The organism is Pseudomonas sp. PDM16, from assembly GCF_014851865.1.
Taxonomy (GTDB): Bacteria; Pseudomonadota; Gammaproteobacteria; order Pseudomonadales; family Pseudomonadaceae; genus Aquipseudomonas.
On the sequence record NZ_JACVAM010000002.1, the window covers coordinates 614919 to 631913 of the forward strand.

The window sequence follows — 16995 nt, forward strand, 5'->3', positions numbered from 1 at the left end:
ACATCCATGTGTTGGGCTGGTCGTCCGCAACGCCGACCGTAGCTCCAAAGGATGACAAGAATGCATAGATATCCGCTCTCCCGGCAAGTCTTGGTACGTCCGACAGAGATGCGGGGCGACGAGCTGGCCTGGATTGCAGGGCTTCCGTTCGGAGTGCGCCATGGCAATTGAGCCGGGCTTCTGGCCTTCAATGCGAACTTGAGCCCATGGGGCGGTGCGCGCAGAATGGCCGCCCGCGATTTTCCCGAGGATGTAACCCATGACCCGCCTGCGCGCCCTGTTTTCCTGCCTGCTGCTGGTCGCCAGCGGCCCGCTGCTGGCCGACACACGGATGGCAGCCCCTGCCAGCCACGCCGCCGAGGCCAAGCGCTTCATCGAGATGAGCCGCGCCGACAAGCTGGCCGTACCGGCGCACATGCAGGTGCGCCAGATGTTCGCCCAGCGTTTTGCCCAGGCCGGCGGCAGCGAAGCGAAGAAGGCCGTGCTGGAGCGCTACCAGGCCCAGGCCGATGCGGCCATTGAGCGCGTGGTCGGCAAGGGCAAGCTGGAGTCGGAACTGGTCAGCCTGTATACCGATGCCTTCACCGAGGCCGAGCTGAAGGAGCTGCTGGCCTTCTACCAGACCCCGGTTGGCCGCAAAGTGCTGGAACAGATGCCGCAACTGATGACCCATGCTGCCCAGTTGACCCAGGAGCGTCTGCAGCAGGCGGTGCCGGAAGTGGACAAGCTGCTCGGTGAGATGACCGCCGAACTTCAACCCGCCAAGCAGTAAGGAGCGCCGGACATGAGCATGCGCGAAAAGATTCACCAGGCCCTGGCCGACCTGCAGCCCGAGCATCTGGACGTGCAGGACGAGAGCCACATGCACAGCCGTGGCCAGGAGACCCACTACAAGGCGGTGATCGTCAGCCCGGCGTTCACCGGTCTCAATTCGGTCAAGCGCCATCAGAAGGTCTATGCCACCCTCGGCGAGCTGATGGGCCAGTTCCACGCCCTGGCGCTGCACACCTATACCCCCGAGGAGTGGATGCAGCAGGGCATGGCGCCGGATTCACCGACCTGCCGCGGTGGCAGCAAGCACGATCTACACGGGCATTAACCGCTAAGCTGGCCGGCGCTCGTGCGGTATCTGTGGGCGCGTGCACCGGCCATTGATCCCAGCGACGTGCCCTCAATGGCACGCCTGAGGTAGAATCTCCACCGCGCCGGCCTCAGCCGGCGTTTTCATTTCATCCCCGGTCCGCCCTTTGCGAGGGCGACCACTGGAGAGAGTCCGCATGACCGACAAGATCGTCGTCGCGGCGCTGTACAAGTTCGTCTCCCTGCCGGACTACCAAGCGCTGCGTGAACCCCTGCTGCAAACCCTGCTCGACAACGATGTCAAAGGCACCCTGCTGCTGGCCGAGGAAGGCATCAACGGCACCGTGTCCGCCAGCCGTGCTGGTATCGACGCGCTGTTCGCCTGGTTCCGCCTGGACCCGCGCCTGGCCGATGTCGACCACAAGGAATCCTATTGCGACGAGCAGCCGTTCTATCGCACCAAGGTCAAGCTGAAGAAGGAAATCGTCACCCTCGGCGTGCCGGGCGTGGACCCCAACCAGCGCGTCGGCACCTATGTCGAGCCGCAGGACTGGAACGCCCTGATCAGCGATCCCGAGGTGCTGCTGATCGACACCCGCAACGACTATGAAGTGGCCATCGGCACCTTCGAGGGCGCCATCGACCCGAAGACCAAGTCGTTCCGCGAGTTCCCCGACTACATCAAGGCCCACTACGATCCGGCCAAGCACAAGAAGGTCGCCATGTTCTGCACCGGTGGCATCCGTTGCGAGAAGGCCTCCAGCTACATGCTCGGCGAAGGTTTCGAGGAGGTGTTCCACCTCAAGGGCGGCATCCTCAAGTACCTCGAAGAGGTGCCGCAGGAGCAGACCAAGTGGCAGGGCGACTGCTTCGTCTTCGATAACCGGGTGACCGTGCGCCACGACCTCAGCGAGGGCGACTACGACCAGTGTCATGCCTGCCGCAACCCGATTTCCGTCGAGGACCGGCAGAGCCAGCACTACTCGCCCGGCATCAGCTGCCCGCACTGCTGGGACTCGCTGCCAGAGAAGACCCGCGTGGCTGCCCGCGAACGGCAGAAACAGATCGAGATCGCTCAGGCGCGCAACCTGCCGCACCCGATCGGCTTCAACTACAAGGCACTGCAGGAAGGCTGAACCGCTGCCCCAAATGGCTGCTCTGTACGTACACTGCAGCCATTCCCACCTGTCGCCTGCCGACTAAGGATCTGCGTCGTGCGCCCAGACCGCCTGCTCTACGTGATGGACCCCATGTGTTCCTGGTGCTGGGGCTTCGCCCCGGTGGTGCAGGCCCTGGCCGCACAGGCCGGCGCGGCCGGGGTGCCGCTGCAGCTGGTGCTCGGCGGCCTGCGCCGCGAGCGTGCGGCGTTGGACCCGGCAACGCGCGTGCGCATCCTCTCCCACTGGCAGGCGGTCAACGCCGGCACCGGCCAGTTGTTCAACTTCAACGACGCGCTGCCCGAAGGCTTCGTCTACGACACAGAGCCTGCTTGCCGCGCCCTGATCACCGCACGTGGCCTGGATGAGCAGAGCGTCTGGCCTCTGCTGGAGCTGATTCAGGAAGCCTTCTATGCCGAGGGCCGTGATGTGACTCGCGCCCAGGTGCTGGTGGAGCTGGCCGAGCGCGCCGGCATCCCGCGCATCGAGTTCGCCGCCGCGTTCGACAGCCAGGCCATGCAGGCCGCTACCGAGGCCGATTTCGCCTGGGTGCAGGACCTTGGCATCGCCGGCTTTCCAACCCTGCTGGCCGAACGCGATGGCCGCCTGGCCCTGCTGACCAATGGCTATCAGCCGCTGGAGGCACTGGCGCCGCTGCTGGGGCGTTGGCTGGAGCAGCGTGCCCATGCCTGACCGTTTGACCTGGGCGGAGATTCGTCGCCTGGCGCTACGCCATCGCAAGGGCCTGATTCTGGCCAACCTGATCGCCGTGGTGGCTACCCTGTGCAGTGTGCCGATTCCGCTGCTGCTGCCGCTGCTGGTGGACGAGGTCCTGCTCAAGCAGGGCGACGCCGCGCTGAAGGTGATGGACCGCTTCCTGCCTAGCGGCTGGGAAACCCCCTTCGGCTACATCGGGTTGATGCTAGGTCTGACCCTGGTGCTGCGCCTGGGCTCGTTGGCCAGCAACGTGCTGCAGGCGCGCCTGTTCGCGCGCCTGTCCAAGGATGTGATCTATCGCTTGCGTGTGCGCCTGATCGAGCGACTCAAGCGCATTGCCCTCGGTGAGTACGAGAACCTGGGGGGCGGTACTGTCAGCGCGCACCTGGTCACCGATCTGGATACCCTCGACAAGTTCATCGGCGAGACGCTGAGCAAGGTGTTGGTAGCATTGCTGACCCTGACCGGCACCGCTGCCATCCTGATCTGGATGCACTGGCAGCTGGCGTTGCTGATCCTGCTGTTCAACCCGCTGGTGATCTATGCCACTGTGCAGCTGGGCAAGCAGGTCAAGCATCTGAAGAAGCTGGAGAACGACAGTACCTCGCGCTTCACCCAGGCGTTGACCGAGACCCTGGAGGCCATTCAGGAAGTGCGTGCCGGCAACCGTCAGGGCTTCTTCCTCGGCCGTCTCGGCCAGCGCGCCCGCGAGGTCCGCGACTACGCCGTGGCTTCGCAGTGGAAGAGTGACGCCGCCGGGCGCACCAGCGGCCTGCTGTTCCAGTTCGGCATCGACATGTTCCGTGCCGCCGCCATGCTCACTGTGCTGCTCTCGGACCTGTCCATCGGCCAGATGCTCGCGGTGTTCAGCTACCTCTGGTTCATGATCGGCCCGGTGGAACAACTGCTCAGCCTGCAGTACGCCTACTATGCGGCCGGTGGTGCCATGGCGCGGATCAACGAGCTGCTGGCGCGTGCCGACGAACCGCAGCATGAGGGCAGCGTCGATCCGTTCAAGGGCCGGGAGACGGTGGGTATCGATGTGCGCGGGCTGACGTTCGCCTACCGTGACGACCCGGTGCTGCAGGGCCTGGACCTGTCCATCGCCCCCGGTGAAAAGGTCGCCCTGGTCGGTGCCAGCGGCGGTGGCAAGAGCACCTTGGTGCAGTTGCTGCTCGGCCTCTATACCGCCCAGGCCGGAACCATCCGCTTCGGCGGCGCGAGTCTGGAAGAGACCGGTCTGGAGCGTGTGCGCGAGCATGTGGCGGTGGTGCTGCAGCATCCGGCACTGTTCAACGACACGGTGCGCGCCAACCTGTGCATGGGGCGTGAACGCAGCGACGAGGCCTGCTGGCAGGCGCTGGAGATCGCCCAGCTGGCGGCCACCATCCGCGCCTTGCCGGATGGCCTGGACAGCATGGTCGGCCGCTCCGGCGTGCGCCTGTCCGGTGGTCAGCGTCAACGCCTGGCCATTGCCCGCATGGTGCTGGCCGAACCCAAGGTGGTGATTCTCGACGAGGCTACCTCGGCCCTGGATGCGGCCACCGAGTATGCCTTGCACGAGGCGCTGGGCCGTTTCCTCGCTGGGCGTACTACCTTGATCGTCGCCCACCGCCTGAGCGCGGTGAAGCAGGCCGACCGGGTGCTGGTGTTCGATGGTGGCAGCATCGCCGAGGATGGCGACCACCAGCAGTTGATCGCCGAAGGGGGCCTGTACGCCAAGCTGTACGGCCACCTGCAGCACTGAACGATGCTGGGGGCGTATGCTCCGGCTTCGGCGTGAGCAGGGTAGGGCTGGCGGAAGGAGGGTGTGGCTTGGAGTGTTAGCGGCCTCCGGCCACGCTGAGACAGCTCAGGCGGTGGCCGGCTACGCAAGATGCCCCGGCGGGGCGCCTCGGCTCACTGTGGTAGCTGGATGTCGCCGGCCTGCCAGCGGCTCTCGCTGTCGCTGAGGGCCTGGGCAATGTCGCTCAGCTGCGTGGACGGTAGCTCGCGGGGTAGTGGGTCGACGCCCACGCTGGCGAACAGTTGCCCGTAGCTGTTGCGCAGCTCGGCATAGGCCAGGTCGCGGCGCAGGTCCGCCTGCAGGGTATTGAGCTCGGCCTGGATCAGCTCCAGTTCACCAATGTTCTGCGCCTTGTGCCGATTGCGCATCTGTTCGGCGATCTGGCCGTCCAGATCGGCCAGCTGCTGGCTCGTCTGGAACTGGCGTTGCGACTCGTGGAAGTTGGCATTGGCGACGTACAGTTGTGCCAGCACGGCCATGGACATGGCCTGGCGCCGTGCATCGGCCACCTGCTGGCCGGCCTTGGCCACATCGATGGCTGCCGGGGCAGACAACACGTTGAACAGGTTCCAGGTGACCTTCACGCCGTAATCGGCCCAGCTCTGATTGACCAGGAAGCTATTGCTGTCGTAGTGGCCGCCCGCTGAGAACTCGAGGCCGGGCAGCAGGCGCAGCATGGCCTTGCGGGTCTCGGCGGCGCTGATGCGAGTCTGGTAGTCCTGCTCACGCAGCTCGGGGCGGTTGGCCAGGGCCAACTGCTCCAGCTGGGCCAGCTCCACCTTCAATTCCGGGACCTGGTAGTCACCGCTTTCGGCCAGCGTGAAGCTGGTGCCAGGGGCCAGGTTGATCAGGGTGGCCAGCTCGGTCTTGGCCAGCGACAGCGCGCGGCGCTGCTGTTCCAGCTGGCGTGTCGCCTCGATCAGCGAGCGCTGGTAGCTGAGCGCCTGTACCTGGTCGCCGATACGCTGGCTGCTCATCTGCTGGCTGTTGGCGCGGGCCTGGTCGACGCGGGCCATCAGAGCATCGATCTGCTTGAGCAGCCGCTCGGCCGCGACGGCGCGCCAGTAGGCGGAGCGTACGTCCTGGGTAATGGTATGGACGACCTTGCGGCGGCGCTCCTGAACGATCAGGCGCTGGTCGGCCTGCTGCTTGGCGCTGACATAGGCGACGCCGAAGTCGAGCACGTTCCACACCATGGTCAGGTCGGCGACACCGCGGTCACGATCCTGCGAGGTGGAGGGCTCCAGGGACTGGGTACCGGTTTCGACGCTCTGGCTGCTGGACGCGCTGACATTGTTGCGGCCCGCGTAGCCGGCGGACAGCGCCATGCGCGGCAGCATATCGAAGGTGGCAAGATCGACCTGGCGCTGGGCCATGGCTTCCTCCATCACCTTGAGCCGCGCCTCGAGGTTGTACTTCACCGCCCGTGCCATGGCCGCATGCACGGTCAGCGGTCCGCTGAGCGGTTCCTGGTCCTTGAACATACTCTGCAGGTCGCTGCGGGCCCGCTGCTCGCTTTCGCCCAGCTCGATCGGCTTGCTGGTCACGGCACATCCACTGACGGCGAGTGCCAGCAGGCTGACAGCGAATAGTTTCTGGCTCTTGTTCATCCTTGGGCCGCCCCCTGGTTACGGCTCTTGCGTGCATTGTTATTCATGGTTGCTCAGGCTTGCGGGCCGTTGAGGTGGATCTGGCCCAGCGCCATGGCGAGCTCGCGAATCTGACGCTGTTCGCCTTCGTGCAATTGATGCAGCTGCTGGCTCAGTGGCGGCGCGCCGAAGACAGCACCCTCACCGCCATTGCCGCGCTGCTTGAAGATGTTCTGCTCCTCGGTCTCTTGCAGAACCTCCTTGCCGAAGATACTGGACAGGCTGCTGGAGCCGAATATGCCGGCATCCCCGCCTCCGAAGCCGAGGAAGCCAGCCCCCGAGCCATCACCGCCGGCATCTGCCGAGTTGGCGAATACCTGGGCAATGAAGCTGGGCGCCATTGCACCCTGGTTGATGAAGATATTGCCCAGCGTCGGGATGCCACTGCCGAGCGTCGGTACCTCGAACAGCGGAGGCGGCAGCAGCGGGGAAGTGGTGGCCGAGGGCGGCGGAGCGACGGGAACCACGACCTGCGGCAGCGGGGTCGGCTCCACGGGAGCGACCGGCGGCGGGTTGGCACGGAACTCCGGATCGCCCTCGGGCTGGGGTTTGGGCTGGATGATCTCGTAACCACCGCTGATCACGTTGCTGCCGAGGCGATTGCCGGCGATGTCGCTGATGCCACTGCCTGAGGCATTCAGCATGATCTGTAGCGAGCCGCTGCCGGAGACACCGGTAACTGTGACCTGATAGGTCCGGGCATCGATCTGCACCACGGACTGCAGGGTGCCCCTGACCGTGCCGCTGCTGAGCAGGTTGAAGTCGCCGGCATCCACGCCGGTGACGCTTTCGTCGAAGCTCACCAGGAAACTCACGGTCTCCGCAGAGGTGGGCGAGGCTCCGAGCGGGGCAATGGAGGCGGTCGGGTCCTGCGCGTCCACCCTTACACCGCCGGTGGCGGCAACACCGGAGAGCGTGGTGGAGGCATTGGTACCCGAGGCATCCTTCAGCGTGGCGCCATTGAGCTGAATGCTGTCGCCCAGGTCGATGCCGTTGCTGTCGAGCTGACCTTCGGCGATGGTCAGACGGAAGACCAGCGCGTTGCTGCCCGAGCCGGAGACATAGCTGGCATATACCGTACCGCCCGTATCCAGGGTGACGGCGATGCGCGGAGCCCCGCCACTGTTGTCGACGATGATGCTCTCGCTGAAGTTGACGGTGAAATCGAGATGCTGGCCTGCCACATAGGTGCCGTTGGCCGGGACGGCCACCGAGCTGACAGCCGGGAGCGGGCGGTCGATGGCGTAAGCCTGACCGACCAGACCACCCATGATGGCGTTGCCGGCGCTGTCGGCGATGCCGGTGCTGCCAGCCCGTAGGTTGAGCCCCAGGCTACCGCTGCCCGTGATGCCGTTCACCATCACGACGTAGGTCTGGCCATTGAGCTGGGTGACGGAGGCGATGGTGCCGCTGGCCGAACCGGTGGCAAGCAGGCTGAAATCGCTCGCGTCCACACCGGTTACATTTTCACTGAAGGTGACGGTGTAGCTAACCGAGCTGGCGCCGGTTGGCGAAGCATCGACGCGGATGATGCTGGAGGCGGCAGGTGGCGTGGTGTCGATGAGTACGCCGGCGGTGTTGCCGACGCCAACCAGATTCGGGCTCAGGGCGTTGCCGGAAGAGTCCTGCAGCATGCTGCCGTTGCTGGAGAGCGCGCTGATAGTAATGCCGTCGCTGTCGGTATCGCCGGCCTGCACGGTGTATCTGAACACCAGTGCGCTGGTGCCGCTACCAGAAACATAGTCTGCCTGGACGCTGCGTCCGCCGATGTCGAGTTGGAGTTGTGGTGTACCGCCGCTGGTGTCCACCGTGACGGCCTCGCTGAGGTTGACCGTGAAGGTCAGCACGCTGCCCGCCGCGTAGGAACCGGCTGGGGGCACTGCGACATTGACGATTGCAGGGTCTGCGGCATCCACCAGCACGCCATTGGTCGCGCCCACATTGTTGAGAGCTATGGTTGCGACATTGCCGGCAGCGTCGCGGATACTGCCGCCGTTGTCCTGAATAGCACTGCCAACGGTAATACCGTTGGCATCGGCTTGGCCGCTGGCGACAGTAAAACGGAATACCAAGGCGCTAGTACCCGACCCCGAAACGTAGTTCGCATAGACGGTGCCACCGGTATCGAGGGTGACGGCGAGGCGCGGCGTACCGCCACTGGTATCGACGGTGACGCTCTCGCTGAAGTTGACGGTGAAGTCGAGGTTCTGGCCGGCCGCATAGGTGCCGTTGGCGGGCACGCTGACCGAGCTGACGACGGGCGCGACGCCATCGATCACCAGCGCGGTATTGGCGCCCAGGCTGTCCGCCGCGCCGGGCGCCGGCAAGGTGGTGAACGCCGGATTGCCCAGGCTGACGCTGGCGATGGAGGCACCGTTCAGCGACAGCGCGGCGGAGCCGGCGTAATCGAGATCGGTGCTCTGGTCACCGGCCTGCACCACGTAGGCGAAGGTCAGCGTGTCGGTGCCGCTGCCGCCCACGTAGACGGCATTGCGGTCGATGGCGCCGGTTTCCAACAGCAAGGTCGGTGTGCCGCCGCTGACGTTGACGGCCTGATCGAAGGTGACGGTGATATTGACGGTATCGCCCACCTTATAGGCGCCGTCCGGGCTGCTGCTCGCCACGCCGGTGATCAATGGATTGGTCTGGGCGACGTTGATCAGGATGGTGTCGGTATCGGTCTGGCCACCGCCGCTGCCCGATTGGCCGAGGTCGTCGGTGGTGATCTGCACCGCGGCGGGGCCGTAGTAGCCGCCGGTGGGAGCGAACGACAGGCCGGCCAGGGCGTTGTTGATGGCGCTGAGGTTGCCTTCGAACACCATGGTGCCGTCGCCGGTACCGTTGCCGACCAGGAAGCTCACGCCGCTGAGGCTGCCCAGGGTGAGCAGGCCGTTGCTGGCGGTGAGGGTGACGCGCATGGTGCCGCCGCCGACGTCCACGTCGGCGATCGACAGCGCATTGCCGTTGCCGGTGCTGAACACCAGGGTGCCGTCCTGCAGCATGGTCTGGCTGCTGGGTACGGTGTTCACCGGCGCGTCGTTCACGGCAGTGACCGTGAGCGTCACGTTGGTGGTATCGGTCTGCGCGCCACCGCTGCCGGTGTTGCCGCCATCGTCGATCATGACTGTCAGGGTAACGTTGGCAGTGGCGTTACTGGCGGTGGTGAAGCTGACCCCGGATGCCGCGATGAAGGCATTGATGTCGGCAAGGCTGCCCGTCAGGGTCAGCTCGCTGGAGGTACCGCCAATTGAGACGCCGTTGCCGCTGGTGGCATTCAGGGTGCCGCTGGGTACCGAGAAGGTCACCGTCACAGTGCCGCTGCCCGCATCGACATCGCTGAACGAGATACCGGTCAATGCGCCGGGAATATCTTCGGTGATGGCGATGGAGCCCGGTGCTGTGATCGTCGGTGCGTCGTTGACCGCTGTAACCTGTAGCGTGATGGTTTCGTTGGCACTTTGTGCACCACCGTTGCCGGTGTTGCCGCCGTCGTTGATGCTCACTGTCAGGGTCACATCGGCGGTGGCATTGGCCGCGGTGGTAAAGCTGAGGTTGCTGCCAGCGATAAAACTGTTGATGTTGGCAATGCTGCCGGTCAGGGTCAGTGCCGACGAAGTACCGCCAACAGTGACGCTGCCGTTGCCGATTGCGGACAGGCTCCCGGAGCCGATCGTCAGGGTGACGGTGACATTGGCGCTACCAGCGTCGACATCGCTGAAGCTGATCCCGGTAATGGCGCCAGGCATGTCTTCGGTGACGCCGATGCTCACAGGGGCCGTGATCTGCGGGGCATCATTGACGGCCGTCACGCTGACGATCTTGGTGGCGGCCGTACTGTCGTTCTGGCCATCGTTGGCGACGAAGCTGATCGTGCGGTTGGCAGTGCTGGGGGCATCGCTGCCATTGCTGTACGTCACCGAACGCAGGGCAGCCTGCCACTGGGCGAGGGTAGCCGTGGCACCCGCCGAGGTCAGTGTCATCACACCGGTGCCGGCGTTATAGGTGGCAACGATGTTGCCCATGCTGCTGTCATCGTTGCTGAAACTCAGCACGTCGCCAGACTGGAAGTTGCCAGCAATGGTTATCCTGGTGCTGGCCAGGGTGGCGTTGTCCGGGTCGCTCAGGGTCAGCCCAGAGTCGATCACCGTGCCGCCACCCCCTTCGGTGAACGTGCTGGCACCACCGCTGGAGATAACGATTGGTGCGTCGTTGACGGCAACCACGGATACCGAGGCGGAGATTGAGGTTACCGTCGTGTCGACGCCACCGTTGGCCGTGCCACCGCTGTCTCTGATGCTGGTGAGGGTGATGACACGCGTTGCGGTGCTCGGGGCGTCGCTGCTGTTGCGGTAGGCCATGCCATCGACCACGGTTTGCGCGGTTGCCGCGCTGAGGCCTCCGGCACTGCTCAGGGCGATGGTTGCCGTACCGCTGAAGACGCTGACCGAGTAGCTGATGCCATTGCTTGCCGTCGTGCCGCTGTTGCCGTTGAGCAAGGCGATGTCGGTGCCGTCGATGCGCAGGAGCTCATCACTGCCATCGGCCAGGTTGGTGACGCTCAGGGTCATGCGGGTGATGCTCTGGCCGGCTTCGATGGTGTTGATGCTGACACTGTTGAACAGATCAACCGCACTGCCGTTTTCAGTGTAGGTGGGGTTGTTGCCTGTGGCGGTGATGGTCGGGGCATCGTTGGTGTTGTCCACCACAATAATGTTGAAGGTGTCGGTTACCGTTCCGCCGTTACCGTCATTAGCAATTACATCAATGCTGAGGGTGCCAACGTTTGCATTGGTCGGTGTGCCGCTGAAGGTGCGCGTGGCGGCATTGAAGCTGAGCCAGGCAGGCAGGGCGCCGCCTCCGGCCAGCTGTGCGCTGTAGGTCAGGGTGTCGGCATCCACATCGCTGAAGGTGTTTGCCGCGAACTGGAAGTTGAAGGCGGCATCTTCTGTGGCGTTCTGGTTGGGGATTGCGTTGGCCACCGAAGGCGCTGTGTTTGTGATTGGAGCATCGACATTCAGGTCATCGATGTCGAGGTAGATCATTTCTCCCGGGAGGCTCGAGAAGGTAATACTCGTGATGTTGTAGAAGCCTGTGTTATTCGAAAAGTCGACGTCCTGATAAGTGGTGTCAGTCGAGTAGGTAAGCGCTGAACCGCCTGCCGGGGTGATAGTGAAGGAACCCGATGGACCGCCCGAGGAAGTGGCGTCCTCGACGAAGAAGCTCAGACTCATCAGGCGGAAGGCGCTGCCATCTGCGACTTCGATCGTGATGCTCGTTGCCCCCTCGCCATTGGTATCAAATCTGAGGTAGTTGTCTGTCGGTCCCCCGAGCGCCAGCCCCTCTCCGGCGGGTGCGTATTGCACGTTGTTTAGATAATGATCGTAGGCAGTCCCGGCAGGCCCAGTAACGGTGTACCTGAACCCATCCAGAACGAAGGTGTTCGTGCCGCGGATTTCTTGAGTGGGGTTGTCGTCGAAATACTCATCGGCGGGTATGGCAAGTAGGCTGTTGTAGCTGGATAGCCCTTCCAGACCCTTCGTCTCGACCTTGCCGTGTCGTGCTTCCAGTATCCAGTTTCCACCCAGGGACGATGCACCAGTCAAGTCGGCGGATGCCGCAACATCGGCTTTGGTTACGTTCGCCAGGCGGCCGATGAAATCAAGGCCTGCCTCACCCGCGCCCACTTCACAGCCATACAGCAGAATGTCGCCATTGCGTGCCAGCGACTGGCCGATTTCGGCCAGCAAACCGCTCTGCGTTTCGAGAGCAGCACTATCGAGCCAGCTATTGCCAAGGCTGATTTTCCCAACGTCGCCGTGGCTGAGAATATGTATGGCATCGAGACCACTGCGACTTTCCAGGTAGTCAGCAATCTGCTGCAGTCCGTCCTTGCTGCTGTCCAGAGTTACCACTTCCACTCCGGGCTTGATGCTATCGATCAGCTGTTGGCGGTTGGTAACCTTGCCATCTATGAACACCACTTCCTGGCGTTGGTCGCTTGTCGCGGCGAGTGGCGTTGCGGCATCGCCGGTCTTGAGCGCGGCATCGTCGGTAGTCTGGGCCTTTGCCGTTTCGGTGGGCTGGTGATCAGTGGAGGAGACGGTTTCTGCCACTGTTGCGGCGACGGCTCCGTCGAACAGCATCCTCGGCTCGAGCGCTGCAGCCAAGGGCGCACGCTGGGCGGGGAGGGGGTTCGCTGGACGCCTGAACAGGTCGAGAAACTTCACGGAACCTCCTTGTACTACCGTGGCTGGATCGAAAGCTGGATATTGGGAACTATCCCGACAATCGGATGTCCGCGCAACTCTACGTGTGGTGATTCGCCGCAGAGTGACGTTTAGTGATGGCTTAAAAGCCGCTTTCGCGCACGCCCAGAGCGGCCACTCGGCGCCAGACGAAGCCGAGTACCGATTCGCCCTGGCCAGCCAGGATCACCACGCCGCGCAGGGGCTGGTGCGGGGCGGGGATTTCTTCCATCACTTGCAGATGGACGCCGTACTGGGCCTGAAGCGGTTCGCTTTCCTGCGCAGCATTGCGGCGCACGGCAATCGGGCCCTGTTGGTCGGAGGCCAAGGCCTCTAGCTGGAGGTGGGCGGCAGCGGTCGCGTCGACTTCCTCCAGGCGGACCTGTGGTGCTGTGCGGGCGGGGTCGTCGGCGAAGAAGAAGCCTTCGGCGCCGGGCTCCACTCGCCAGAGCTCCTCCTCGCGCAGGTAGCCACGCAGGCGCAATCCTGGCTCGATGACGCGAACCAGCACGTTTTGCGGTGACAACCAGCGGCCCGGTCGCAGGCCGTTGAGCAGGTCGCGTATTACTCCGCCATTCGGTGCCCGAATCTGCAGGCGCTCGCGCTGTGCTGCCAGGCCTCGGTACTCGGCGAGGGCCTCGGCCAGCTGCTGTTCCAGTACCCCGAGATCGGCGATGGTTTCGCTGCGCCCGGCCTGGCGACGCAACTGCAGCTGCAGTGTGTTGATCTCGCTGCGTACCACCACCTGCCGCCGGTCCAGATCAGGGGACTCGAGCTCCAGCAGCAAGGCTCCCTTGGCGACGGTCTGGCCGTCCTGAACGTGCACGGCTTTCAGCTGCGCCGCCAAGGGCGCATGCAGGGCGGTGCTGCGCGAGGCTTCGAGCATGGCTGGCACCTCCACGGAGCTGCGCCATGGCACCAGTAGAACGGCTAGCAGAGCCAGCATACCGATACCGAGCAGGACCAGCTTGCCGGGGTGAGCCTGGTTACGTCGCTTGCGCCATTCCTGCATCTCCCGCCAGATCGGCAGGCCGATGAACCACACCAGCTCGACCAGCATCAGGAAGATGCCCAATACCTTGAAGAACATGTGGTACACCGCCAGGGCGATGCCGAGAAACAGCGCCGCCCGCCACAGCCAAGCGCCATAGCCCCACCACAGCAGCCGGCGACGCATGCTTGGCGACCACGGCTCGGGTGCCGGTTCACCATAACCGAACAGACTCTCGCGCAGATGCCAGCGGCACAGCGCGAAGCCGCGCCCCTGCAGGTTGTCGACACCCCACAGGTCGCTGAGCAGGAAATAGCCGTCGAAACGCATGAAGGGGTTCAGATTGATGGCCAGTGTGGTGATCCAGGTGGCGCTGGCCAGCATGAAGGCCGCCGTGCGAGCTGGCCCCTCGGGCAGCAGCGACCAGGCAAGCAGGGCGATGCACGCCAGCAACAGCTCGGCCAGTACACCGCCCGCCCCGATCAGCAGGCGCGAGCGTCGGTCGTTGACACGCCACGCGTCGCTGACGTCGGTATAGAACATTGGCAGCAGGACCATGAACGCCAGGCCCATGCTCTGCACCCTGCAACCGGCGCGCTTGGCCATGTAGGCGTGGCCGAACTCATGAAAGAGCTTGGCGAACGTCAGGGCTATACCGAAGGAAATCGCTCCGCCCAGGCTGAATAAATGAGGGAAGGTGGCCAGGAAACGCTCCCAGTCACGGGCCGCGAGGAACACGCCGAGACACAGCAGCAGTGGTAGCCCGAAGCGCAGCAGGTTGGGGCCGTAGCGGCGCAGCCAGGGCCAGGTGCGGTCGAGGAAGGCGTCCGGCCGCCACAGTGGAATACGGAAGAACAGGTACTGGTGCAGCAGGGTGTGCCACAACCCATGGCGTTGTTGGGCGGCCTTGCTCGCGTAGCTGGCGCGCTGATCCCCATCCTGGGCGGCGATCAGGTCATGGCCGCGCAGAAAGCGCAGTAGCTCTTCGAGGTCGTCATTGCTCAGGGCAATGCCTGGTTCGCCGTTTGCCGCTCGGAGTACCTGCTCGGCATCGCCCAGATGCCAATGTCGCAGCAGACGCATGGCCGGTACGCCCAGTTTGAAATAGCGCCCCCGTAGCGGGTCGGCGAGTGTCCATTGCGGCGCTCCATCAAGCGTGGGGCCTGCCTGGGAGAGTTGCAGATCGGCGCGCAGCGGTGGCAGCTGCATTTACAGCCCGACCGTCTGACGCAGCGCGGCGAGTGGCCGGCGCAGCAGGTAGAGGGCCAGGGGGCCGCGTTCGCCGAAGATCTTCGCCGTTCCGCGCAGGCCGATACGCGGCGGGGCCTCCTCGAACTCGGCATCGAGGCGGTAGGCCAGCTGCCCGCTGGCCGTCTGCTGTGCCTCGTAGGCACTGCGTTGCAGGCGTGCTGTGTGGCGGTTGAGCGGGTCGCTGTCGAGAAACAGCGCTACCTCCGCGCCCTGCTTGAAGTCCAGTGCATCACCGACGGCCAGTTCGATGCGTAGCTCGGCCTGGCGTGGGTCGGCGATCTCCATCAGCCGCTCACCCGTCTGCACGGGTTTTCCGGTCCAGCGCTGGGCATCTGCGAACACGGCGATGCCGTCGCGCTCGGCGCGTACTTCGGTCCTGGCAAGGAGCTGACTCGCATAGTCGCGTTCGGCACGTTTCTGCTCCACGCGTGCGGCGAGAAGATCGATGCGCGAGCTGGATTCGGCATCGCTGAAGGCGCGCTGGGTATTGGTTTTAAGCTCGGCCTCGGCCACGTTGAGACTGCGCTCGGCAACATCGGCCTGGGCTTTGATACTGGTGGCATCGAAGCGCAGCAGTACCTCGCCCTTGCTCACGGACTGGTTGGGCTTGACCATAAACTCGGCGATAACGCCATCCAGTGGCGCCGTCACGACCTGGCCGTTCCTCGGCACCACTTCAGCCGGTGCCAGGACCGATTGGCGAATCGGTGCAAGCAGCAGCAACGAAACAGCGGCAGCCACGGCGAGCACCTTTTTGCGCGGCCAGCGCAGGCGCCAAGGCTTGCGCGGTTGCAAGGCCAGCCAGGCGTGGCTGTAGCTGTCACCCAGTTGCGCCAGCAGAGCCTGCTCCGCTTCGCTCCAGGGTTGCTCGCGTGCTATCCACAAGCCGCCGAAAGGCTTCTGTTGTCGATCGAGCAGCGGTAACCAGTAGACCGATGCCGCTGACAGGCTCTGCCAGTCGCTCTGCGCCTGCTGGCTGAGCGACTGGCGCTCGACCACATGGGCCTGCGCCGAGAGCTCCTGGGCAAACAGCTGGGCGGCCGCATTCTCGACAAATGCCACGAAGGGGGCGTTGGGCTCTACCACACTGATACCCGTCAGTGCGCGCACCTTGCCGGCGATCAGCAGGGCTGCATGCCGGTAACCGAACAGGCCCTGGGCGTCATTGGCCAGCACATAGGCCAGGCTGTCGATGTCCCTGGCGGCACGTGCCTGTCGCTCCAGGGCGAGGAACTGGGCAAAGATGCGCTCCGCCAGCCCCGGTACCTGCGCGGTCATGGCGACCCTGGGAAACGCGCGCTGCCGCTCATGCCGGCCAGCAGGCCGCTGGTGCCTTCGGGCAGGCTGCCGATCAGCAGAAGTGTCTGGCTGCCTTCATCGATGCGGGCACCCAGGCGCTTGATTTCAACCTGCAGCGGTTGGCCGGTCTCGTCCGGAGTGAACTCGAAGCGCTCGCCGGGGGCGAGTCGCGAAAGCCAGCTGGAGGGAACCAGCAGGTGGACCTCCAGGGTGCGATTGTCCACTACCTCCAGCAGAGGCGTGCCGCTGGCGACGCTCTCGTGCCGCTGGACCTTGCGCTGTACCACGCGGCCACTGAAGGGGGCGGTGACGCTGCAGCGCTTGACCTGTACCTGGTAAACCTGGGATTCCGCAGCGGCCTGAGCCTGGCGAGCCTCTGCCAATGCCACTTCGAACCGCCCGACCGAGTTGAGCGATGCCAGCTGCTTCTTGTTGTTCAGCTCTTCTCTGGCGGCCCGGGCAGCGGCCTGTGAAGCGTTGAGCTGGGCCTGGTAGGCGCCGCAGTCGAAGCGTACCAGCACATCACCCTGCTTGAAGTCCTGGCCGTCGGCGAAGGGCATGTCGACGATACGCCCCGCCAGTTCGCTGGACAGCACGGCCTGATCGCGAGCGCGCAGTACACCACGTGCCGAGCGCTCGCCAGCCTGTTGGGCGGCTACCGGAGTGTCGAGGAGTGGGTCGTTTTCGGGCGCGGCGTGGACCGCCTGGGAGCAGAGCAGACCCAGGATGATGCCGGTACGGCACAGGGGGTGAGGCATGTTGGCAATCCCTTGTTCTATGCCCCGCAGTGTACGGAAGAAGCGCGGTGACGCAAAAGTCC

10 protein-coding genes are annotated in these 16995 nt (G+C 64.5%); 5 read left to right on the plus strand and 5 right to left on the minus strand.

What is annotated here, in order from left to right; translation table 11 throughout:
- The first annotated feature begins 259 nt into the window (after positions 1-259).
- The 5 genes from IB234_RS09445 (at position 260) to IB234_RS09465 (ending at position 4701) form a co-directional block, all read left to right on the plus strand.
- On the plus strand, positions 260-772 hold the full coding sequence (locus tag IB234_RS09445) for a DUF2059 domain-containing protein (protein WP_192316824.1): 513 nt from the start codon (positions 260-262) through the stop codon (positions 770-772).
- Positions 773-784: 12 nt separating this feature from the next.
- Positions 785-1099 carry a BolA family protein gene (locus IB234_RS09450; protein WP_192316826.1) on the plus strand — a complete coding sequence of 105 codons (315 nt, stop codon included), beginning with the start codon at positions 785-787 and terminating at the stop codon, positions 1097-1099.
- A 178-nt stretch (positions 1100-1277) separates the two neighbouring features.
- Entirely contained in the window at positions 1278-2216 is a 939-nt protein-coding gene (locus tag IB234_RS09455) for a rhodanese-related sulfurtransferase (RefSeq protein ID WP_192316828.1), read from the plus strand.
- Positions 2217-2330: 114 nt separating this feature from the next.
- Positions 2331-2930, plus strand: coding sequence for a DsbA family protein (locus IB234_RS09460; RefSeq protein ID WP_412547916.1), 600 nt, complete (start codon positions 2331-2333; stop codon positions 2928-2930).
- Positions 2923-4701 (plus strand): ABC transporter ATP-binding protein, encoded by a 1779-nt coding sequence (locus IB234_RS09465; RefSeq protein ID WP_192316830.1) that lies wholly within the window; start codon positions 2923-2925, stop codon positions 4699-4701. Before IB234_RS09460 ends, IB234_RS09465 begins: the two co-directional genes overlap by 8 nt.
- Before the next feature lie 152 nt (positions 4702-4853).
- Here the strand turns inward: IB234_RS09465 and IB234_RS09470 are convergent, their stop codons facing one another.
- The 5 genes from IB234_RS09470 to IB234_RS09490 all read right to left on the minus strand — a co-directional run bounded on the left by IB234_RS09470 (position 4854) and on the right by IB234_RS09490 (position 16933).
- On the minus strand, positions 4854-6350 hold the full coding sequence (locus IB234_RS09470) for a TolC family protein (protein ID WP_192316832.1): 1497 nt from the start codon (positions 6348-6350) through the stop codon (positions 4854-4856).
- Positions 6351-6403: 53 nt separating this feature from the next.
- Positions 6404-12532: a DUF4347 domain-containing protein gene (locus IB234_RS09475; protein WP_225580461.1), complete on the minus strand. Its 6129-nt coding sequence runs from the start codon at positions 12530-12532 to the stop codon at positions 6404-6406.
- A 205-nt stretch (positions 12533-12737) separates the two neighbouring features.
- Complete coding sequence (locus tag IB234_RS09480; RefSeq protein ID WP_192316836.1) at positions 12738-14834, minus strand: efflux RND transporter periplasmic adaptor subunit; 2097 nt, start codon at positions 14832-14834, stop codon at positions 12738-12740.
- Positions 14835-16154 carry an efflux RND transporter periplasmic adaptor subunit gene (locus IB234_RS09485; RefSeq protein ID WP_192316838.1) on the minus strand — a complete coding sequence of 440 codons (1320 nt, stop codon included), beginning with the start codon at positions 16152-16154 and terminating at the stop codon, positions 14835-14837.
- Positions 16151-16933, minus strand: coding sequence for an efflux RND transporter periplasmic adaptor subunit (locus IB234_RS09490; protein ID WP_192316840.1), 783 nt, complete (start codon positions 16931-16933; stop codon positions 16151-16153). The genes IB234_RS09485 and IB234_RS09490 overlap by 4 nt, the downstream gene beginning before the upstream one ends.
- Positions 16934-16995: the final 62 nt, after the last annotated feature.